Source organism: Scytonema hankhaensis NUACC26 (genome assembly GCF_045865695.1).
GTDB lineage: Bacteria > Cyanobacteriota > Cyanobacteriia > Cyanobacteriales > Nostocaceae > Scytonema.
In genome coordinates, this window is the sequence record NZ_BAACAP010000209.1 from 24,330 (window position 1) to 46,110 (window position 21,781).

The 21,781-nt window shown below is 41.1% G+C and carries 20 protein-coding genes and 1 pseudogene; 8 read left to right on the plus strand and 13 right to left on the minus strand.

Features of this window, described 5'->3' with window-relative positions; all coding sequences use genetic code 11:
- The first annotated feature begins 8 nt into the window (after window positions 1-8).
- From ACKTT2_RS26035 to ACKTT2_RS26045, 3 genes are read left to right on the plus strand one after another with little or no spacing between them, the layout of a single operon-like run.
- Window positions 9-2,636, plus strand: a complete 2,628-nt coding sequence (locus tag ACKTT2_RS26035) for a TonB-dependent siderophore receptor (RefSeq protein ID WP_407892006.1) — start codon at window positions 9-11, stop codon at window positions 2,634-2,636.
- A 3-nt stretch (window positions 2,637-2,639) separates the two neighbouring features.
- Complete coding sequence (locus ACKTT2_RS26040; protein WP_407892008.1) at window positions 2,640-3,629, plus strand: ABC transporter substrate-binding protein; 990 nt, start codon at window positions 2,640-2,642, stop codon at window positions 3,627-3,629.
- The gene (locus tag ACKTT2_RS26045) at window positions 3,629-4,297 is read left to right on the plus strand and encodes a 2OG-Fe(II) oxygenase family protein (RefSeq protein ID WP_407892010.1); all 669 of its coding nucleotides are present in this window, start codon (window positions 3,629-3,631) and stop codon (window positions 4,295-4,297) included. Before ACKTT2_RS26040 ends, ACKTT2_RS26045 begins: the two co-directional genes overlap by 1 nt.
- Window positions 4,298-4,491: 194 nt before the next feature.
- On the opposite strand, the gene ACKTT2_RS26050 is transcribed toward ACKTT2_RS26045, so the two are convergent.
- The 4 genes from ACKTT2_RS26050 to ACKTT2_RS26065 form a co-directional block, all read right to left on the minus strand.
- The gene (locus ACKTT2_RS26050; protein WP_407892012.1) at window positions 4,492-5,472 is read right to left on the minus strand and encodes an iron-siderophore ABC transporter substrate-binding protein; all 981 of its coding nucleotides are present in this window, start codon (window positions 5,470-5,472) and stop codon (window positions 4,492-4,494) included.
- Window positions 5,469-6,146, minus strand: coding sequence for a 2OG-Fe(II) oxygenase (locus tag ACKTT2_RS26055; RefSeq protein ID WP_407892014.1), 678 nt, complete (start codon window positions 6,144-6,146; stop codon window positions 5,469-5,471). Before ACKTT2_RS26055 ends, ACKTT2_RS26050 begins: the two co-directional genes overlap by 4 nt.
- A 39-nt stretch (window positions 6,147-6,185) precedes the next feature.
- Entirely contained in the window at window positions 6,186-8,861 is a 2,676-nt protein-coding gene (locus tag ACKTT2_RS26060; protein WP_407892016.1) for a TonB-dependent siderophore receptor, read from the minus strand.
- A 450-nt stretch (window positions 8,862-9,311) separates the two neighbouring features.
- Entirely contained in the window at window positions 9,312-9,464 is a 153-nt protein-coding gene (locus ACKTT2_RS26065) for a hypothetical protein (protein ID WP_407892018.1), read from the minus strand.
- A gap of 25 nt (window positions 9,465-9,489) precedes the next feature.
- Between ACKTT2_RS26065 and ACKTT2_RS26070 the strand changes: the two genes are divergently transcribed.
- Entirely contained in the window at window positions 9,490-9,651 is a 162-nt protein-coding gene (locus ACKTT2_RS26070) for a hypothetical protein (protein ID WP_500691401.1), read from the plus strand.
- Window positions 9,652-9,986: 335 nt separating this feature from the next.
- Here the strand turns inward: ACKTT2_RS26070 and ACKTT2_RS26075 are convergent, their stop codons facing one another.
- Both ACKTT2_RS26075 and ACKTT2_RS26080 read right to left on the minus strand, forming a co-directional pair.
- Complete coding sequence (locus ACKTT2_RS26075) at window positions 9,987-10,229, minus strand: hypothetical protein (RefSeq protein WP_407892022.1); 243 nt, start codon at window positions 10,227-10,229, stop codon at window positions 9,987-9,989.
- Window positions 10,216-10,341, minus strand: a complete 126-nt coding sequence (locus ACKTT2_RS26080) for a hypothetical protein (protein ID WP_407892024.1) — start codon at window positions 10,339-10,341, stop codon at window positions 10,216-10,218. The genes ACKTT2_RS26075 and ACKTT2_RS26080 overlap by 14 nt, the downstream gene beginning before the upstream one ends.
- Before the next feature lie 63 nt (window positions 10,342-10,404).
- Between ACKTT2_RS26080 and ACKTT2_RS26085 the strand changes: the two genes are divergently transcribed.
- Window positions 10,405-10,995, plus strand: coding sequence for a PEP-CTERM sorting domain-containing protein (locus ACKTT2_RS26085; RefSeq protein ID WP_407892026.1), 591 nt, complete (start codon window positions 10,405-10,407; stop codon window positions 10,993-10,995).
- A 259-nt stretch (window positions 10,996-11,254) separates the two neighbouring features.
- Here the strand turns inward: ACKTT2_RS26085 and ACKTT2_RS26090 are convergent, their stop codons facing one another.
- The 4 genes from ACKTT2_RS26090 to ACKTT2_RS26105 form a co-directional block, all read right to left on the minus strand.
- The gene (locus ACKTT2_RS26090; protein WP_407892028.1) at window positions 11,255-11,878 is read right to left on the minus strand and encodes an isochorismatase family protein; all 624 of its coding nucleotides are present in this window, start codon (window positions 11,876-11,878) and stop codon (window positions 11,255-11,257) included.
- Between the two features lie 174 nt (window positions 11,879-12,052).
- A complete protein-coding gene (locus ACKTT2_RS26095; protein ID WP_407892030.1) occupies window positions 12,053-12,907 on the minus strand; it encodes a helix-turn-helix transcriptional regulator in 855 nt (284 codons plus the stop codon).
- A 113-nt stretch (window positions 12,908-13,020) separates the two neighbouring features.
- Entirely contained in the window at window positions 13,021-13,404 is a 384-nt protein-coding gene (locus ACKTT2_RS26100; RefSeq protein WP_407892032.1) for a XisI protein, read from the minus strand.
- Window positions 13,380-13,550 (minus strand): element excision factor XisH family protein, encoded by a 171-nt coding sequence (locus tag ACKTT2_RS26105; protein ID WP_407892034.1) that lies wholly within the window; start codon window positions 13,548-13,550, stop codon window positions 13,380-13,382. The genes ACKTT2_RS26100 and ACKTT2_RS26105 overlap by 25 nt, the downstream gene beginning before the upstream one ends.
- A gap of 355 nt (window positions 13,551-13,905) precedes the next feature.
- On the opposite strand from ACKTT2_RS26105, the gene ACKTT2_RS26110 reads away from it, so the two are divergent.
- Complete coding sequence (locus tag ACKTT2_RS26110; protein WP_407892036.1) at window positions 13,906-14,805, plus strand: substrate-binding domain-containing protein; 900 nt, start codon at window positions 13,906-13,908, stop codon at window positions 14,803-14,805.
- Window positions 14,806-15,217: 412 nt separating this feature from the next.
- On the opposite strand, the gene ACKTT2_RS26115 is transcribed toward ACKTT2_RS26110, so the two are convergent.
- The 3 genes and pseudogenes from ACKTT2_RS26115 to ACKTT2_RS26125 form a co-directional block, all read right to left on the minus strand.
- On the minus strand, window positions 15,218-16,123 hold the full coding sequence (locus tag ACKTT2_RS26115) for an AraC family transcriptional regulator (RefSeq protein WP_407892038.1): 906 nt from the start codon (window positions 16,121-16,123) through the stop codon (window positions 15,218-15,220).
- 526 nt (window positions 16,124-16,649) lie between these two features.
- Entirely contained in the window at window positions 16,650-16,934 is a 285-nt protein-coding gene (locus ACKTT2_RS26120) for a hypothetical protein (protein ID WP_407892040.1), read from the minus strand.
- Window positions 16,935-17,130: 196 nt separating this feature from the next.
- Window positions 17,131-17,448: pseudogene (locus ACKTT2_RS26125) on the minus strand (DUF4351 domain-containing protein); the annotation flags it as partial.
- A 403-nt stretch (window positions 17,449-17,851) separates the two neighbouring features.
- Here ACKTT2_RS26125 and ACKTT2_RS26130 point away from each other — a divergent pair.
- Complete coding sequence (locus ACKTT2_RS26130) at window positions 17,852-18,826, plus strand: helix-turn-helix transcriptional regulator (RefSeq protein ID WP_407892042.1); 975 nt, start codon at window positions 17,852-17,854, stop codon at window positions 18,824-18,826.
- Window positions 18,827-19,083: 257 nt separating this feature from the next.
- Window positions 19,084-21,729: a TonB-dependent siderophore receptor gene (locus ACKTT2_RS26135; RefSeq protein WP_407892044.1), complete on the plus strand. Its 2,646-nt coding sequence runs from the start codon at window positions 19,084-19,086 to the stop codon at window positions 21,727-21,729.
- The last annotated feature ends 52 nt before the right edge of the window (window positions 21,730-21,781 follow it).

Below are 21,781 nucleotides of genomic sequence, written 5' to 3' on the forward strand. Positions count from 1 at the left end.
TGTGAGAAATGTTTGCTAAACAGTCCTATACAGCCATTGGCTGGTTAATATTAGTTATTATATCTAATCCAGCGTTTGCCGAGCAAGCATTATCGAAAACAACTTTACCGCCTCCAGATGAAGCAAAGAGTGAAGTTCAGAGTTTGAGTGAGGTACAGTCTGCTGAAACTCTAGCTCACTATTTGCTCAGAACTCCCAGAAAACAGAATTTTGTTCCTAAAATTAGTCAAGCCACTACAGATGTAGTTTTGGTTACAGACGTGAAGGTGAACTCTACCGACAAAGGGATAGAATTAATTTTAGTGACGGCTAATTCTCAGAAATTACAAGTTTCACCGAAAACCGACGGGAATTCCTACATTGTAGATATTCCCAATGCCAAATTACAGCTTGCGAGCGGAGAAAGTTTTCAACAATTAAAGCCAGCAGTAGGAATTGCTGAGGTAACGGTTGTGACCGTAGATGCGAAGGCGCTGCAAGTGAGGGTAGTGGGGGAAACGAGTGCGCCAACAGTCGAGTTGTTTGATAGCACGCAAGAAGGTTTGGTATTTGGGGTGACGAGTACTGCGTCCACTGCAAATCAACCGACACAAACACCACAGCAAAAACCCCAAACACAACACAAGCAACCACCAATTGAGTTGGATGTAACTGCACCACCTGATAGCTATCGAGTTCCTAACGCGACTGTGACAAAAACGGACACTCCATTACGGGATATTCCCCGGTCAGTTCAGGTTCTCCCTCGACAGGTGCTCGAAGATATAGGGGCAGGTAATATCTTTGATGTACTCCGAACAGTAGGCGTTGGAACTTCGTCTCCCGCGTTTTCATCGCTACTGTTTGATAATTTTAGATTTCGTGGCTTTGTAGCTAATAACCGACGCAACGGACTAAGAGAAATCACAACTGGTTTTGCTGCCGACCCCGCCAATATAGAGCGAATCGAAATTCTACGCGGACCCGCTTCTGTACTATACGGACAGATTACCCCTGGTGGAGTTGTCAACCGCATCACCAAACAGCCTTTATCATCACCATACTACTTTGCCCAGATGCGCGTTGGGACTGATGAAACATATCAACCCTCAATTGACATCTCTGGTCCTTTAAACTCAGAGCGAACTTTGTTATATCGTTTAAATGCTGATTACTTTAGTACACAAAGCTTTGTTGATTTCTATAACGAGCAGCGTTATTTCGTTGCACCAGCGTTTACTTGGCAAATTGCTCGAAACACTATGCTAACAGTAAATGGGGAGTATCAGGACAACGAGAAACCAAATGGTGATGGCATAGGAGTCGGTCAACCAGCAGTGGGAACTGTTTTACCGAACCCCAATGGTAAAATTTCGCGTAGTCACAATTTTGGAGAACCTTCAACAGATTCTGACTTTCGTCATAGAAGCATAGTTGCTTACAATTTCGAGCATCGCTTCAATGAAGATTGGACTGTACGCAATGCTTTCCAATTTCGTCAAGATGTGACTAAATCTATTTCTACAAGTGGTACTGTTCTCAGACCTGATAATCGAATACTCAACCGCTCTACTGCTTTTCTCGCTCTTCTTCAGAACGTTTACTATCTAGATACTAATGTTGTCGGTCAATTTAATACTGGCAGTGTCGTACATAAACTGTTGTTCGGTTTTGATTTTTCCTGGGATGATACAAACATTCAAGTTGATTCTTACGCACGAAATCCAATTAATGTGTTCAATCCCATATATAATTCGCCTTTAGGTTCGCGTACATTACGAAGCGATACTTTGAATAGCAATAATCTCCAAGGGCTTTATGTTCAGGATCAAATCTCATTGACTGATAACATCAAGTTCCTTTTGGGAGGACGCTTCGATTGGTTAACCAATAATTCTCTCAACCGTGTTAGTGGAGTACAAACAAGTCAATCAGATTCGGCATTCAGTCCCCAAGTAGGTATAGTTTTTCAACCTAACACGAATGTTTCGCTTTATGCCAGCTATAGCCGCTCTTTTACGCAGGTAACAGGAAACGATGCACAGGGCAATGCTTTTAAGCCTAGCCGTGGCATTCAGTATGAAATTGGGGTGAAAACTGACTGGTTTGATAATAAGCTATCTACTACACTGGCTTTGTTTGACTTGAGTAGGACTAACATCACAACAGCAGACCCCAACCCCAACAATCGTAACTTCAACGTCCAAACCGGGGAGCAGAGGAGTCGCGGCGTTGAACTGATTACAACAGGAGAACTCGCACCAGGATGGAATATCATTGCTTCTTATACCTACCTCGATGCTCGCGTTACCAGAGACAACACTTTTAGGGTCGGTAACTTTTTTGATAGCACTCCCGAACATTCTGCTTCTTTGTGGACAACATATATTATTCCCAGAGGAGTTTGGAAAGGATTTGGTGGTGGTTTGGGTGTATATTATGTAGGCGATCGCTTTGCAGATTTGGCAAACACTTTTACATTACCGTCTTACGTCCGTACTGACGCAGCTCTTTACTACCGCCGAAATAACCTGCGCGTGCAACTTAACTTCCAGAATTTGTTTAACATCCTTTATTATGATGCTGCTCGCGCTCGAAACCAAGTTTATCCAGGTATCCCGTTTGAAGCACAGTTGAGCGTAAGCTGGGAGTTTTAAGTCGTGATTGATGGTCTGCGAGTAGTCATAGTTGGATTTTTAGTTTTTCTATCGGTTGCTGCCTGTAGTTCCCACATACATCAATTGAGAACACATCACTTGCACTTTACTTCTACTCCCATTCCAAATATAACGAGCGTTCGCGTGGTTAAACATTTGATGGGTGAAACTCAAGTTCCGGAACATCCCCAACGAGTCATTGTTTTGCACCCAAATTTATTAGAAGCTGCTTTTGCTCTGGGGATAAAGCCTATCGCCGCCCCAAAGTCCGCTGTTTTACAGTTGCAGCAATTGGTAGGCAAGCTGGAAAATATTGAGGATGTGAGTTTTGAATCTCCCAATCTGGAAAAGCTTTTGCGCCTCAAGCCAGATTTAATCCTGGGCTTTAGCTCCCATCAAAACATATACCCATTGTTGTCACACATTGCACCTACAGTTTTAGCTACTTTCAACCCTATTGCACCGTGGAAAGAGTTCCTAAACGTTACTGCCCGTGCCCTGGACAAAACGGAGAAAGCTCAACAGCTGATGACTAATTACTATGCACGTTTAGTTCAGTTCAGAGCTTCTATGGGTCAACACCTCCAAACTACAGTGGTATCAGTTATCGAATTGCGTGGCGATCGGCTTTTCCTGCCACAAGAAGCTAGTTTTTCGGGAGTCATCCTTAAAGATGCTGGTATCGCACGTCCGCCAAATCAGTCACTCAATGCTCAAACAAGCATTCGTTTAGGAGGAGCCGCTATTGTTTTTCCCTTATCTTGGGAACAAGTGGGTGAAATTGGTGGAGATGCCCTATTTATCTTTACGCAAAAAGATTTAAACCCATCACTTCAAGAACTGAAGACATCTCCACTGTGGTCTAAGTTAAAAATCGTCCAGCTTCACAGAATACATAAGGTCGGTTTTTACTGGGTTGGATCGGGTCCAATAGCAGCCAATCAAGTGATTGACGATTTGTTTAAATATTTAGTTAATAAAAGGGGTGCATAATGCTAAACTTGAGTGCAATTCAAAATGGAACTATGCAAGAAATTCCATACAAATGGGTTGTATTTGAAAACTTATTGGACAAGCAAACACAGACTGAACTCATAAAAACTTTTCCTACCAAACACTTTCAGGAATATAGTGGTAAGAGCCATCCCTCACTGCTAGAAGAATATTACGCTGAATATACCTATAAAGATTACCAGTTCTTCAGGCGTTATGTTTTCTACGAGAAGGATGGCAAAGGCTTTCAGCATACAGCAGACTTAAGTGAAGTTTGGCAAAAACTGTTAGAAGAATTACTTACCCCTGATTATCGTAGTGCTATAGAGCAGTTAAGTGGCGTAAACCTTAAGAATCATTCCTTAGAGATTCGCTTTTTTCGCGATCGCCCAGGCTTTTGGAATCGTCCCCATACAGATCACCAACTAAAAAACGTTACCCATATTCTCTACTTTAATGAAGAATGGAATCCAGAATGGGGCGGATGTTTTCAAGTTCTTAATGACAATCAAACCAAATCAGTGGTAAAGGAAGTGATACCTCTGCCACAATACTCAGTTGCCATTGTACGTTGCGATCGCTCTTGGCACATGGTTTCTCCTATTTCCTTAAATGCAACCCAAGATCGCCTAAGTTTACACATGATATTTTGGGCATCAGAATCTTAATCTTCACTTATTTTCTAGAAAATCATTTGTCCTGTGCGAGCTTCATGTCAAGCTTGACGAAAATCTTCTAAAATTACTTCATCAGGTGTATGTAGCGAGCGGACTTCTGCCTTGCTGTTCCGCACTTTATAAATATCAGCATTCACCAGACCGGAGACTAAACCTACCTGTAATTAGTAGCAATTTTTCTGTTACTATTCCAGCAATAAATACCGGAACAAATCATCAAGCACACGATCGGCAGCTAGATAGCTACCTGCGTGCCAATATTCCCCAACCACATGAACTTTTGAGTTTTGCACAGCTTTTAGTTTTGACCATAAAGGCACTGTCGTCAGTTGCTTTAATAATCGGTCAGACTCGGTTTTCCCTTTAGAGAGAGAGGTGGTAACAAACAAAAAATCTGCATCCATCTGAGGGAGTAATTCTGCTGAGAGCGGGTACATTTGTGGCTTTACTCCCAATTTGAGAGCAGCTTTTTCATCTAGATTCTGACTTTTAGGACGCTCTAAACCAACATCCTCTATAATTACACCAGAAAAATCTTTTTTTCCTAATAAGGAAATTGTGCCTGGAGTAATCTGCACTACAGATACTTTTGTCGTTTTCAGGCGTGAACCCATTTTTTCTTTAAATTCATTTATCCGTGCGTTGTACCGTGCTATTACTTCTTCAGCTTCTTGAGTTTTTCCCAGTACTTGGGCTAATTGTGTAAATGATTGCTTCCATTTTCCCCGGTCTGACAAGCTATCTAAAAAAGTAGGTGCAATTTTTGACCATAAATGTTGGGTATCTTTATACCAACCCAAGCTACCCAAGATTAAATCAGGCTTGAGAGCCAAAACTTTCTCTATATTAACAGGCCAGCCAACGTCGGGAATGTTACCCAGCTTCCTCTGGGGGTCAAATAAAATTAGACTCCCTCGCGGTAGCCCTATGAGTTTGACTCCCAATGCTGTAGCAACTTCTGCAGCATACCAATGTATTGCTACAATTCTTTGGGGGTGAAGGGGAATTTCAGTCTCACTCATTGTAACTGCGACTTGTGATGATGCGATCGCAGAGCGATTCCAACTGCTATCAGTTAGCTTGTGAATCTCTCGAGTGCAACTACTTAGGATCGCAAGTGCTAGCAGTCCTACCAATTTCAATCGCAAAGTTTCAGCCTTGTTCATGGAATCCAAAACACAGTTTGCATCGTTAGTCTGTGCTGCGGCGCTAGAGGTGAAATTGGGGTAATTACGTGCCAAGACGAGCCAGTTTCTACCAAAGCTACCGAAGAACCAATCAGAGGAGGAATGTCGTAAACAGCACTCATTCGCTCTTTTTCTCTAAGAATTTGCAAGCAGCCTCCCCAATCACTAAACCATTCTTCATTAAAGTAGAATAAATGAGTCAGAACTCTATATGGACCATCAGTATGAGGAATCCAAAACTTAGCGTGTCCGGAGTGAAATCGACGAAAGCCTATAGTCATGAGATAGTTTTCTAACTTAAACCCCGAAAGCTGTCCCAAGACTTCTCGATAAGTAGGGGACCATAGTTCCGCAAAAAACCTCTGCCAAATCTCACTAAAGTTTTGAATATTGGAAGTAATCCTACCTTCATCAACACTTTTTTGCCACCTCTCGTTAATCTGACATAGCTGGGGAATAATTTCTGGTGTGGTAAATAAAGGTGTAGCCAGACTAAGATCGCCGTCCCCCAATTCATTAAACCATTCGTTTGGGGGATAGTTTTCCATCAACTCGCAAGAGGCATCAGCAGCGATGATATCTTTAAACAATATCCATCGGTAAGGAGTTTCATGAATCACCGCTGTTTGTAAAGCATTCCAATTCAGCACCATAGTCAATACTGCTGCTCCATATATTGAATGGACAAAGAATTAAAATTGCCACCCTAGTGTTAAAGTAGCTGTCAATGGGGAACCATAAAAAACTTGTAGGTCGTTGAAAGCGGTTTCAAAATACTTTTTGTTCAACAAATTTTGGAAGTTCAGTGCCACGTTGAGTCTGTCTCGACGGTAAAATAGAGCCGCGTCAGTGCGTACATAACTGGGTAACTCAAAATAGTTGAACAAATCACCCTGGCGATCGCCTACATAAAACAATCCCAAACCAAAGCCCAGTCCTTTCAACTTTCCATTAGGTATAATGTAAGTCGTCCAAAGACTAGCTTGATGTTCTGGTGCCAAAGCAAGTATGTTACCAACGCGGTAGCGATTGTCTTTTGTAATCTTAGCATCCGTATAAGCATAAGAAGCAATCACATTCCAACCTGGTAAAATTTCTCCGCTTACGAAAAACTCTACCCCCTTACTGTTTTGTTCCCCTGTTTGGACAGAAAAGCCGATGTTGCGCGGGTCAGGGTCAGTTGTTAAGACATTAGTCTGAGTAAGATCGTACAAAGAGAGAGTAGTTGAAAGTTGGTTATCTAGGAAATCGGCTTTAACACCCACCTCATATTGAGTTCCGCGCATTGGTTTAAAAGGATCGCCATTACGAGAGGTGCCTGTTGCTGGTTGAAAAGACCGAGTGTAGCTAGCGTAGAGTGAAAAGTTTTTGGCTGGTTCATAAACTATTCCTACACGAGGGCTAAAAGCATCGTCATTTTGCCTTGTTACAGTATTAGCGACTCGGTTAACTCTCCTATCATTTATCCAGTCAAAGCGTCCACCCAAAACAAGTTTGAGGTTAGGCAATAGCGTCATCCGATCTTGAAGGTAAAAACCCCAGTCATCTATCTTAAATCCGCTATCTGTTCTACTAATTAAAGAGATGATACTCGATTGTCCATAAACTGGATTATAAATATTAATTGGAGAGAAAGAGTAAGTAGTTTGAGTTGTACGTATTTGATAATCTCTGGCAAAATCAAACCCGACTAAAAGTTGATGTTTAATACTACCTGTATCAAATTTACCTGTAACTTGAGTATTTGAGTTGTAGTAATTGCGTACTTCTGGTACAGGGAAGACAGATAGATTGCGTCTGAGGGTGCGTTTATCTGGATTAAGACCAACAGGAATTACTTGGGCACCTCTTGGCGTAAGTGTCTCTGTAAATACAACCGAGAAGGCATTTTCCAACAACCAATCTTCATTAAAACGATGCTCAAATTTGTAACTGGCGCGACTCTGATGTAAATCTTGCGCGTCTTCTACTGTATAATCGCCCAAATACCGATTGCGTGGCAGTTGCCCATTAGGATTGCGTTTTACAGTTCCTTCTACTGGTAGTCCACGATCTATAAAATTGCGCCGAAAAATTTGCCCATCTCCATCCAAGGTCAGCTTTGTGTTTTCTCCAATCTGCCAACTTAGGGTTACCCCAACCTGAGAACGTTCTTGAGCGAAGAAATCAACAAAGTTATTCGCATTCAAGTAATCACCAGTTAACCGATACAGAAGCTTTTTATCTCCTGTCAGTGGACCTGAAAAGTCAAACGAAGGTTTGTAAGAGTTGTAACTAGCGAAGGAAGTCTGCACGTTATAGTAGGGATCTCTCAGTGGCTGCTTAGTTACCAAATTGATCGTACCGCCAATAATTCCTGTACCGTAGAGTACCGAACTCGGTCCCCTGAGTACCTCAATCCGGTCAACATTAGAAGTATTGAGAGATACAGGTGAACCAACTAGTCGAAACCTCAGACCATTAATCAAAATATTGTTAGCTATGAAGCCGCGAATGACAAACTCATCTACCAAGCGAGATGCAAACCGACTTTGCCCTACACCAGCATTTCTTAATGCGTCTCCAATATACTCCACTCTCTGGTCTTCAATCACCTGCCTGGGAATCACCTGAATAGACTGTGGAATGTCCCGTATTCGCGTATTTGTACGGCTGCCTACACTTGTATCTGGAACCCGATACGTATCTTGGGAACCAATTACTTGTAGTTCTATCGGTTCTTGCTCTGATAACGGTGGCTTTGGTTTTGACTCTGGTGTAGTTTCTCCTGGCAGCGGTGTAGATGTAGGTTGCTGTGCAGTGGATGAGGCAGCATTCACTGCAAAGACTAAACCTTCAGCATTACTATCAAACAACTCCACTACAGGTACACTCTCGATCCCCACTACCGTCACTTGAATACCATTACTACCTACATTTGCTACTGTCACAGAGGAAATTCCTGCTGCTGGCTTCGTTTGTTGGAAACTGTCCCCACTCACAAGTTGCAATCTGGCATTCTCGATATTTGCAATGAATGAATTGCCCTGTGTTTTCGCTTTTACTTGTAACTTCTCACTATTTGCCGTTACCAAGACAATATCTACACCAATACTTGTTTTGTTTATCTTAACTTCTGTAACTAATACTTGACTTGCAAGGGAAGGTGTAGTCACTTCTGTTGGCGTTTGCACGAGAAATTTTGCACTTGATGCTGGCTGTTTAAAGTCGAAAAGACTCTCAATTTTTCCGAACTGTGTCTGATTATCTTGTTTAGCAACAATTGCACTTGTCTCAATATTCGCCATTTCTGCAACAGCAGGTTGAGTAACTACCAACGATGAAACGGTAAGTAACAAAGTTTCCGTCAGAACTTCTAACTTCTTCATCCTTATTATCCCCACACTCTAGTATTAACCATACTCAATACAAACTCCACCCCATATATGCAGTTGTATATATATTTAAAAAAACGGCAATTTTAAAGACATATTTGCTACTTTAATAGCTATTATGCTTTGTAATTCATAGTAAACCTTATCACTATTTCAAAAAAAAATTGTAATATATTATACATCAAATAAAAAATTACCAGTTATTTTGGTATAAAGTTGGGCGCAGATATTTTTACTAAAATGCCGATCGCATTTTGGTCTTAGCTTTACCCCTAAATTGTTACTGCACTACCTGAAGAATGGCTTAGTGCCACCAGCCTGAAATCATCCCGCACTCTCTGCAACACCGAATTCACGGCTAAGACACATATGAGCAAGCCCACAGCAGAAAATGATTCTTTTTTCACACGAACTTACGAACTCACGAAAAGCTGTTGTGAAGTCCTACAACAGGCGATTAGAGAAAGGGGTTGCTTGCACTGCTTCAAGGTGTAGTTGATTGGGATTCAGATTGCTGTCTATAGAGACGTAATGTGTTGCGTAACTTGCTTTGACTAGAAGACGAAGCTTGTTGCGCTGGCGAGCGCTTGCTGACATTTAGAGCGATCGCTCATTTTTTTGAATGCCATGTGCCTACCAGGCTATGATTAAGCGCACGTACTTGGAAAGCAAAGTGCTGGAACTGTTAGCACTGCTGCTGAAGGAAGAAGCAGAAATTCAGATGGGAAGCCGGACACCCAAGCCGCTAAAATCGGGAACTTATGATATTGATTTAGCACGCTAAGTACGCAAGAACCACGATGCGCGGGTTTGATGCGCGTTGCTCAACCTACAATCAATGAGGAACAGTGCGCTGTGTAAGATGCTTTCATTACCCCAGTAATAGAAGCGTTACTTAAAAATCAACGCATGACTAAGGCGACGGTTTAACTCCCAATCACTTCATGCATGATAAAAACACTCATATAACACGCTGTTTCTTGATAATCAAGCGTAATAATTACCATGAAAAATTAAGCGCGTTCTTTAAATCGTTACGCCCCTACCAAATAAAGCTGCCATGGGATGTGTTTCTTAGGAGCTAAGCTTTCTGACCAAAGCTATGTTTAGCTTACACCGCTATTTCATTTTTTCTTCGAGTTGTTTTCTGCCCGATGGCGACATAATCAACATACCTCTAATAATTTCTTCGAGAGTCGCTGTACCGTTAGCCACCTTGGGCATAGTCGCCATTAATTCTAAAGCTAGATGGGTAGGAATTCCGCTTGCTTCTAAACTCTTCAATTCCAAAATATCAATCCCTGCTGCCAATCCATCTAAATACTCTTCAACAGTTACCCCGTAATCTCTAATCTCTGACATGGACATCATCTAACTCATACATTAAAGATTTTATCAGTTTTGAGATAGATAACGCGCTCGCAACGAGTTCGCGATCGCCTACAATTAATTTTTCCAAATTAGTTGGTATCATATGCTTAGCAGTAAAATTACTGAGAATCTAAAGTTTAAACGTAAAGCTAAACAAAACAAGTAAATGTTGAAAGCAATATTTGTTACAAAGCAACTGATTATTGCTCTAGGGTTAGGATTCGCTGCGTTATGTACTGTTACTCCTGCTAAAGCTGCCATCTTTACCTATCAAGGTGATACCACAAATCAACCGACTTGGCGGCGTACTGCACCAGGTAATCCTCCCGATCTAATCAGTGGCGAAAGGGACGGAACAATGGGTATGCTCGTACCCTATAGCGTTTTTCAGTTTTTGGTTGAAGAATCGGGTTTGTATACATTTGGCAGTACTGTACTCGGAGCTACGTCATCTACGGATGGAGCTTGGGATAATTTTTTAGTTTTATATCGGGACAGTTTCAATCCTACTCAGCAATTAACCAACGTCCTCGTAGCAGATACGACTCCTAATGACAGCAGTCCTGCGTTCAGCCGCGAACTGACCGCTCAACGAAATTACTTTTTAGTCACAACTGGTCGTCGCGTCGCTGATTTTGGTACTTTTACCAACACAATTAGCGGTTCGGGTAAAATCTTAGCAGTTCCCGAATCGGATTTAATATCAGGAACTTTAGTAGCTGTTGGTGTAGTTTTACTGCTGTATAAGCGAAAATAGGGTATTGTCTGACCAGAGGCTGAAGTTGGTAACTTTTTCTCCTCTGCTGAGTTGATTTTGACTACTTTATATTTTACTTCATCTACCTTAGGTAGTATCAATGTTAAAATTCCATTTTTGAATTCGGCTTTGTTTTGAGAAATTGCTCCACTAAAAACAGATTATGCCAGTTGAGGGCGCGGAAGATGGAATAAAAATCTCTCCGTGTCCCCGCATCTGGACATCAATCTTAACGATGAGTATTCACCTGGACTTGATATTAGTGATTTGGCAGGTTTTTCCAAGTATTTTGGGTGGTTTCCAACATACCCCACTGTGGTAGGTGCTGCTGGTAAATTTCAAGCAAACCTTTTGCGGTGTGTTCGATCGCCCAATCCTGTTGCAGTTCGCAGGCGACGCTGAGCCAATTGGAGACCTTAACCCCAGCTTGTGTTAAGTTGGCAATTGAAGCGTGCAAAACCATTTCAGAATAGTTGCCCGACGCATCCATTACTAAACGCACATCGTAACCCGCATCTGCCATTGTTTTGGCAGGAATACCGATGCAAAAATCAGCCGTAATTCCGGCAGCAATAACTTTCTTGCGACCTGTAGCTTCGATCTCATTCCGAATCCGTTCGTCGTGCCATGAGTTAATCTTTGTGCGATAGATTGGCTCAACATCAGGAAAGAGTTCTTGAATTTCTGGAATGATTGGACCGAGTGGACCCATGGGACCCATTGCTGCCGCTGTCAAAACAACCGGAATGTTGTGTAGTTTCAAAACCTTTGCCAGTGCAACGGAATTGTTTCTCAAATGCACCGGATCGATGTCTCCAGTAAACAACATCAAACCGGCTTGATGATCGACTAACAAAGCACAAGCGTTATCTGCCGAAAGCATTTCGTAGGTCATAACTTCATCTGGTATGGATTACTGAGATTAAACTTCCAGAGGAAGCATACACTACGTCACTGGAGGACAGATAGACGTTTCTTGCACTGCCTTGAAGCTAATTTAGGTCATTCTTGCCATTGCCATTGTGGTTTATGACACGACACAACTGCATCTGTTGATTTATTGCAACGACTTTTTGCTTAAAAACACCCTCGGCGTGACTCCGACATATTTCTTAAAGTGCTTTGCGAAACGACTTTGATCGGTACAGCCAACCAGTAAAGCGATTTCTGCCAGCGTGTATTTCCCTTGTCTCAATAAGTCTTTAGCTCTTTCCATCCTTTGCTGAAGCACATACTGGTACGGCGCAATACCCATTGACTGCTTAAATAATCGGCAAAAGTAATACTGGCTGATGCCCGCAACCTCTGACAGTTCAGCTAACTGAAGTGGTCGCTCCAAATAGCTGTGAATATAGTCCAATACTTGCTGAAGCCGACGAGCGGTTAACTCATCGCAATTGGGTTGCATCTTCGGCTTAAATGCACAGTATTGTCGAAGCAGATGAACGATAAACACTTGCATGAGAGATTCGGCATAAAGTTGCCCACCCATACCAGAGGTTTCCAGTTCTGCCTGAAACAAGTGGGCGAGCGCTGCAATCTGCGAATCATTCGCATTGACTGTACTTAGCAACTCAACCTGATTCGTGTTTAGTCCACCCACTTCAAAAGCCGTTTGATTCAGTTTGAGTGGGTCAATCGCAAACATCAGTGAGCGATCCGTACTATTCCATGCCCAAAGCCCTGACACCCGAGCAGGACAAATCCAAAAACTTCCTTTGACTTGAGATTTTCCAGATTCTTGGGAGCCGATGCGAGTTATTTTTTGTTGATTACCATCGCTTAACAGAAGACAAAGCAGATGGCGATCGCATCCAGGAAATTCAAGCTCATTTGGTGCTGAGAGATGACGATCGACAGTCAATCCGGGTAGTTGAATAGTACGACGTTCAGAAATCCATGATTTTTTCATACTACTTTAATAAGGTAATCAACATCAACAGATGTACCAGACGAAATAAATCTACACCAGCGAAAATATGACTGTTTTTCCAGAAAGTGGACTAAGTGATTGAATACTCTAAGTTATAAGGTCGCACCCTCAGGCGGGTGCAGTCCTAAAACAATGTCGGATTTCGGAATGCCTCTTGAGGAAAGTTCTTCACCGATATCGATATCTGTTCGATTTTCTTGAATCCAGACTTTACCTTCAATAATATCGAGATGAACAATTGGGTTGAAAATGCGCTTGTGAGAGTCTGTCCACCCGATTTGCAATAGTTGATAGTGGTCATGTCGGAAATCAAATACAGTTATGGTTTGAATGTGTGGGTTGACATCTGGTGTGTTGGCATGAATGGAAAAGATATCCGTGATGATCTGACGGTATATTTCTTGTGAAATTGGCTCAACTTGATTTTGAGAATCTACTGCAGTGAGATTGGTTAGCTTTCTGGATTTGGTATCCATCGATCGACCTCATGTGTTATGTCATTTACAATTAGCAAATTTATCTGATTTTCTTTTAGACTATCTTGAAAAAATGGATTGCTGAAGTGTTGCTGATAAATAGTGTTGGGCACAGCGTCAATCAGGATTCGGAAACATCCCCCCACTCAACAAGTCCTGCTCGTGCGTAAAGCACGGAATGTTTACTGACAGTTTTGATAAAGTCAGCGTTTGATTACGTAGTTGAATTGATTTTTTCCTACTTAGTTGGTAGACTATCTGAAACTCCAATCTAAAAGATGTCTTAAAAAATACCTAATAACCGCTAATGAATAAAAAATAGCATTTAAACGCTTGGCGTAATGGCAGTTTAAGCGTTAGTTCCTAAAAAAGAAATCAGTATCGATCTCAAAATAATTGTATAAAAAATTCAAAAAGTAATTGTTGTCCTTACTTGTAGTCGATTAAAAAATCATGAAAAAGTATTTGCTTGCTGCTTCGCTGACTATATTCGTTGTCAATATGACCCAGATTAAACAGACTTTAGCAGCTACACTAGCTAACCCGACTGAGGTGACTCTATATGCTGCTGGTAGTTTGAGGGGTGCGCTTTCAGAAGTAGCTGATGCCTTTACTCAGGAATTTGGGATTCCTGTCAGAACAGAATTTGCTTCCTCTGGTTCACTAAAAGATAGGTTATTGGCAGGGGAAAAGGCAGATGTTTTTGCAAGTGCTGATTTAGGTAACGCTATTACACTCAATCAAAATAACTTAAGTGGGGAAGTCAAAACCTTTACCCGCAATCCTCTCTACGCGATCGCCATACCAGAGGTTTCACTCACAACAGAGAATCTGCTAGATACCTTTCTCAACCCCGATATTAAATTAGGTATTGCCCAACCTGTCAGCGATCCCTTAGGAGATTACGGAATCCAGATATTTCGCCAAGCTGAAGATGTTCGTCCGGGTAGCTTTGCATTGCTGGACGCTAAAGCCATAAGATTATCAGGGACGTTGCCACAACAGAGGAATAGTCCGGGGGGCAGCATAGTCTACTATCTGCAAGATATCAACAGAGCAGACATTTATTTGGTTTATTATACCAGTGCTTTGTCTGCTCAAGAAATTTCACCAAGTCTACAGATAGTAGAATTGCCAAATAGCTTAAAAGTCCAAGCTGACTACGGTTTGACAGTACTCAAAGGTGCAACTCCTGAAGGTTCACAACTAGCGAATTACATCCTTTCATCAACTGGGCAACAAATACTAGCAAAGTATGGATTTAGTAGTCCAAAGTCTGTTAGAGAATCTCAAGGAGTTGGTGGAACTTTACTGGCTGTGAGTGTGGCTTTTGCTTTACACAGAAAGTTGATGGCTGCTAAACAGCAAAAAGTTCCAGCGATCGCTGCAAAGAAACACTAGGACTTTCATTATCGCACTAGTCTAAATTGTATCTGGGTCAATATTTAACTCCCGTAATTTTGCTGCCAAACGTGCTGCTTTTTCGGCTTCCTGTTGTGCCCTTTGTTCTACCTGTTCTAGTCTTTTATAGATTTTCATCAATGAAGCATGAAAATTTATCAGCTAGTTATTGATGATATTGATTGAAAGTAAGAAATAAAAGTAAGAAAATTTTTGATTAACTTACTAAAAGGCTTAATTGATAAGGGTTTGGGGAGCCAATGCCACGCAAGCTACTGGCTCGGTCGCTCCCAAAAAAGGCGATCGCGTGGGGGACATGAATGAAGCCAGAAGAGTTTGAGAGTCTGATTACACGTTTTGGCTCTTTCGTTAACCGCTCTCCACTTGTCGGTAACGAATGCAAATACTACTGCTACTTGAGGGGTAGAAATATATCGGTGATAGCCTCATACTCAGGCACATCAGGAAAAAAACTGACTCTCTGGAGATACAGTGGAAAGTCTCGCGGTTCTTCTCCGCTCAGCGGGAGCCATATAGAGTACAGATAAGTTATGCTCTGACTGATATTGCTGTCGGAACCTATGTGCCGCAATACAGCACATCTGCCACCAGGAATGATTTTTTCTACAACCCCAAATGGGTTGTCAACCACATCACGCTCCGTTGATGCACATATATCAAGGCGATAGTCGTCGGGTGCGGTTTCGGACGGATTATCATATAGGATGTTGAAAGTGTCACTGACTGTAGGCGGCAGACAGTTCTGCTTTCGCCATTCGATAAATTTGCACACGGAGTTCCCTATGAGATTTGGGTCGCCACGGTGCTCAAGGACTGCAACTTTGGTGTTTTTAAAGGAAATTAGCTTGACTTGCGCGGGCTGGTTTTCTAGTTTCATATACTTGATCCTTATGTCACTTAATGGTTGGTAAGTCAAGTGCCAAAGACCCCACTGTGGCTGCTTTCTGAACTCAGAAGGGGTCTGCCCTATGCTCTTTTTGAATGCGCGAGAAAACGATTCATGATTTTCGTAGCCACTCGCCAGCGCAATATCGATGATCTGCTTTTTGTGACGAAAGGCAAGTTGATAAGAAGCACGCTTTAAGCGATTGAGCTGAACGTATCTGTACAGGCTAACTTTCAAAAGCTTAGAGAACTGCCTGTGAAAGTGATACTTCGAGAATGCAGCAACGCTGCCGATCCGATCGACACTAAGGTCGTTGTCCAGATGAGTATCGATGTACTCAAGCGCCTTGCGGAATCTAGCTAGATAGATGTCAACAGAAGATGCAGTCAATGAAGTATCCTCAAGAGCCATATTCTCTAGACTACTCACTCGGAATTAATAAAGCTTGACAGAAGTTGCTCAACTACTGCACCTTAGGGCTAATTCGTGTAATGTAGCTGTCAAAGTCTTCTCGATTCATTGATCCCACATTCCGTACTTCAAAGTGTAGTAAAAAAAGTTACATAAGGATTTCCAAAAATAAGTAAATAATAATACACATAAATGTTCAGTAAAGCCGCATTGAGAAATACTCCTTTCCCCCTAGAAGATTACGGAAAATGTATTATACAGTCTACAAGTGTGAGACAAAAAGAACCTTTCGTTTTTACCATTAATTAAAACGAGATGAATATGTAGGAGTTGATAAAGCTCTTTAAAAAGAGAAAATATTATAGTATAAAACGACAAAATTTTGTTTGAAAAATGATTGTCAAGTTATATAATTACATATAATTCAGGTATCTAGGCTTGTTTTTGCTTCGAGAGGCCGGGGCGATCGCCTTGATGAACTGAACGATATCATATCTTGGCATAATCTGAGATCTGAAGAAATCACTCACGATTGGATTGAGTTGTCTGGGTCAATAACAGCAATCTGTACTTGAATTAAGTCGCTGATTACCGAGACATCTCCAAGTTTATCTGAAGTCAACTTGCCAAGAATAAAATTCAGATCGTTTATTTTGCAGTTAAATGAAAGACAATGAGCATTTAAGCTTATTAATGACAGGCGAAAACCCGGATCTTGATGAAAGGGTGCAAATTTCCCGATTTTGAAGATATTGTAAGCATTAACGGCTGCTGCTGGCGAGTTAAAGATAAGTTCTATCTGTCTGTCCATAATAGCTATCCTCATTAAAATTCCCACTTTACCGTTAACTGTGCTGTAAATGGACTACCAGGAACAACTCCTGTAAAATTTCCACCGGAATTCTATATCTATCCTAAAGGGAGGAGATTTTCTTTTCACCTTGGCGTTTTTATTCGTCTACCGTGATTAATACCTCAGCTTAATTGTTCAAACTTTTACACCATTACTAGAGGTTTTGTTGACTAAACCATGTATCTAAATCAGCCATTCCCTGAAAATCTAACAATGCTTCACCAAGATTTTCTAATTGTTCTAGCGATAAAGTTTCAATACGCCCTAGCACATCAGTAGGTAATTCTCCTACCCGTCGAGTCAGTAGACGAAGAATCAGCGATTTTTCCCCTTCTTGCTTGATTTCACGGTAAATTCTCGTTTCCTTGATTGTGATTCCTAACATTTGTTCTACCTCTGTTCGGCTTAATTGTTCAAATTTGTAGACCAAAATCGTGGTTACTAAATCAATTATGGCGCGACTTGCAGTTTCCTAGGAAGATACGATCGCCCTTTGGTGCTTTACAAACCGATTGTCGTAGAATGTACAACTAAATTAGATTCTCTACTTTACAATTCCAACTAATTTGGTAAAAGCTAGAAAATTGTATAAGAAGTTACAGTAATAACTTTCGCCCAAATGATAACTTTTAGCTAAGTACGTGTACAAAATTAAACATATAACGTCATTGCAAGGAAGAACGACGTTCGCGTTTGCGGAGCATCTCGAAGAGAAGCGTTCCCGATGGGTAGCAACCGCAGGACTTGAGATTGCTTCGTGCCTCGCAATGATAAAATGTATATTTATTTATGCCTTTCTATTTATATGCGCTCTTTACTAAAGATACACTTTTAACAACAACTCCGTAAACTTGTCCTCATAAGTTATTGTTGCGATGACACTAATCCTTTCGCTAGCTGATTATTGGAAACTATGTTATGAAGTAGAGCCGATACAGCAGAATAGTGAATTAAATGAGTTTGACATTACCTTTAAATATCCAACATTATTTGCAGAGGGATATCACCGACATATTAAGTTACGAGATTGCATATTATTAGACATCTACAATTATCAGCAACAAAAATCATTGATTGTAGAATGTCCTGAGCGAGAGCATTTGTTAGAATTTCGATTCTATATTCTGATAGATTCTCCATATAAAAATGTTCCATATCAAACTGGAGAATACTTCTTGAGCGGCAGTGGTATGGCTTGTGAGTGTGCTAGTTTAGAAGAGGGGTTAATGCGAGAAGTAGCAGTAGCTATTCATATAAAACCAGAGATGTTTCGCTCTTTTGCAGGAGATACATCTGGAGAACTTCCAAAAGAATTACAACATTTGATCGGACGCTCCGATCAATTAACATATGAACGCTATAGAACTCAAACTCCAGGAATGCTCTTAGCACTACAGCAAATTCTTCAATGTCCCTACCAAGGTGTGACTAAGCGAGTGTATCTTGAAAGCAAGGTTTGGGAATTATCAGCATTAGTTATAGAACAAGAAATACAAATTTATCAAGGTTTTTTAGAGGTTCATGCACTCAGACCATCAGAGATTGACTGCGTTTATCATGCTAAGGAAATTTTATTAAAAAATCACGATAATCCACCCTCTCTGCTACAATTAGCACGGCAAGTGGGATTAAACGATCGCAAACTCAAACAAGGCTTCCGTTCTGTTTTTGGAACTACGGTATTTGGTTATCTACACAATTATCGTATGGAACTTGCACACAATCTACTCATTCAAGGCAACATGAATATCACAGAAGTTGCACAGAAGGTAGGTTATGCTAGCTTACCCTCATTTAGCAATGCCTTTCGTAAGAAGTTTGGCATCAGTCCCAAGTCCTGTCACAGATAAAAAGTCCGTTTGGAATAAAAAAAGTCCGGCTCGAATAAGACGCGACCCTTGTGAAAATTGTATTCTTCTAAAATTACATGGTTGGTATTAACGCAGGTTTTTACCAACTTTGTTACTAAAAAGTACTGGAAATTAGGGATTAGGTAACGAAATTGAAAAAGGTGGAACGTGCTTCAATCCTTGCCCAATTTCAAAGTATTTCCCAATACCCTTTGAACAGGTTTTAGTGTGGTGTGTTGAGGTGGAGTCTTAAACAAATGTTAATTAAGCTGCCTTGTGCTGCTATTTGCTGGTTAATACCAGTTCTCTCAGTTACTATAGCTAATCCAGCTTATTCTGAACAACCGTTATCTGAAAAACCCTTGGCACTTTCAAGTGAAGTCAACAGAGATATTCGCTCATTAACTGAATTGCAATCTGCCAAAACCAGTGCTTTGTATTTGCTGAGGACACCCAGAGATAAAAATCAAGTTTCCCAACTTAGTCAAGCAACTACAGACGTGGTGTCAGTCACCGATGTTCAGGTGAACATCACAGATAAAGGGATAGAGTTAATTTTAGTTACAGCTAACTCTGTTGAGTTGTCAGTTTCATCGAAAATAGAGGGCAATTCCTATATTGCAGATATTTCTAATGCCAAGTTGCAACTAGCAAGTGGAGAGAGATTCCAAAAAGAAAAGCCAGTGGCGGGAATTGCAGAAGTAACAGTAGCAAATGTAGATACTAACACCTTGCGCGTGACAGTAACCGGGGAAACAGCAGCACCAGTGGTGGAGTTGTTTGATAGTCAGACAGAGGGTTTGGTGTTTGGAGTCACAAGTACTACTTCCACAGCGCAGCAACCTGCACCGACCCCAGAGCAAAAACCACCTGCTAACGATCGCAAGCAACCACCGATAGAGTTAGAAGTGACAGCCCCACCTGAAGGAAGTTACCGAGTTCCTAACACGAGTTCAGCAACCAAAACTGATACTCCATTACGGGATATTCCCGCCTCGGTTCAAGTTATTCCAAGGGCAGTTATAGACGATTTGGGTGGTGGAGGCATAGCAGAAACATTGCGAGTCATTGGTATTGGAACTGACCGCTTTTCATCTCGGCTGTTTGATACTTATACAATCCGAGGATTTGCAACGCTATTTACTAATAACTTTCGCAACGGTCTAAGGGAAATAATTTCAAATTATCCTGTTGATATCTCTAACACAGAGCGAATTGAAGTACTCAGAGGACCTGCTTCCGTACTTTACGGTCAGAGCTTTCCTGGTGGTATTGTCAACCGCGTTACAAAACAACCTTTGAATGAACCTTATTACTTTGCTCAAATACGTGCAGGTAGTTTTGGCTCTTACCAACCCTCAGTTGACTTTTCTGGACCTTTAAACACAGAAAAGACTTTATTGTACCGATTGAATGCTTCATATTTAAATGCGGATAGCTTTGTTGATTATGTAACCCAAGAACGATATTTTGTAGCACCGACTTTTAATTGGCGAATTAGTCAAAATACCAACCTCACATTGGAAGGAGAATATCAGAGAGATGAAAAACCGAATGGTGACGCTGAAATAACGGGTTTGCCAGGGGTAGGAACTGTTTTACCAAACCCCAACGGTCAGATTTCGCGCAACAGAAACCTTGCAGAGCCTTCAATAGGTGACGAAAGCCGTCAGACAAGCCGAATTGCCTATAATTTCGAGCATCGCTTGAGTGAAAATTGGATTGTACGTAATGCCTTTCTATTTGGTCAACGAGTTATTGCAGAAGAAGATGCTATTATTCCTACTGGTTTGCAACCCGGTAATCGTAGGGTAAATCGTATAAGTAACTTTATTAATAGTATTGAGAGTAATAATTTTTTAGATACCAATGTTATAGGTAAATTCAAGACTGGTAAAATTGAACATGAACTGTTAGTTGGTTTTGATTTGTTTTGGCAGGATTTTTACTCTCGTAGTACAACTTATGCACGTAGCCCAATAGACGCATTTAATCCAGTGTATGGTACACCTTTAGGTCAAGTTACAAGTAGAGCAAACACAAAAACTAACAGTGACGCTCAGGGGCTATATTTTCAAGACCAAATTTCACTAACTAACAACCTAAAGCTAGTTCTAGGAGGACGCTTGGATTGGCTAAATACTAATTCTCTCAACCGTCTTAGTAGAGTAACAACAAGTCAGTCCGATAATGCTTTTAGTCCACGAGTCGGTATCGTCTATCAGCCTAACAAAAACGTTTCACTTTATACTAGCTATACTAGCTCATTTAATCAGATTACTGGCACTGATGCACGAGGTAATCCTTTTATACCTAGCCGTGGTCAGCAGTATGAAGTGGGAGTCAAAACTGACTGGTTTGATAACATGCTATCTGCAACTTTAGCTTTATACGATTTGACTAGAACTAACATTACAACTACAGATCCAAGCAATTCTCGTTTCCAGGTTCAAACTGGAGAGCAAAAGAGTCAAGGTGTTGAACTTTATCTAACAGGAGAAATTTTACCGGGATGGAATATTATTGCTGCCTACAACTATACTAATGCTCGCGTTACCAGAGATAACCAATTTAAAGTTGGAAATTTTCTCAACGCCATTCCCGAACACAGTGCTTCTTTGTGGACGACTTACACAATTGGTCAAGGTTCTCTGCAAGGATTAGGTTTTGGTTTAGGTGTATTTTATGTAAGCGATCGCGAAGGTGATTTAGCAAATACCTTTATTTTACCTTCTTATGTTCGTACCGATGCCGCGCTTTACTACCGACGCAACAACCTGCGAGTGCAACTCAACTTCCAAAATTTGTTTGACACTAACTACTATGTTTCAGCTTTCAATCGCAACCGGGTTTTTCCCGGTGCGCCGTTTGAAACACAATTAACTATAGGTTGGGAGTTTTAAGAAAGTGCGTCGTATCTTGCAATTAACTTTGGTTGGGTTGTTGCTGTTTTTA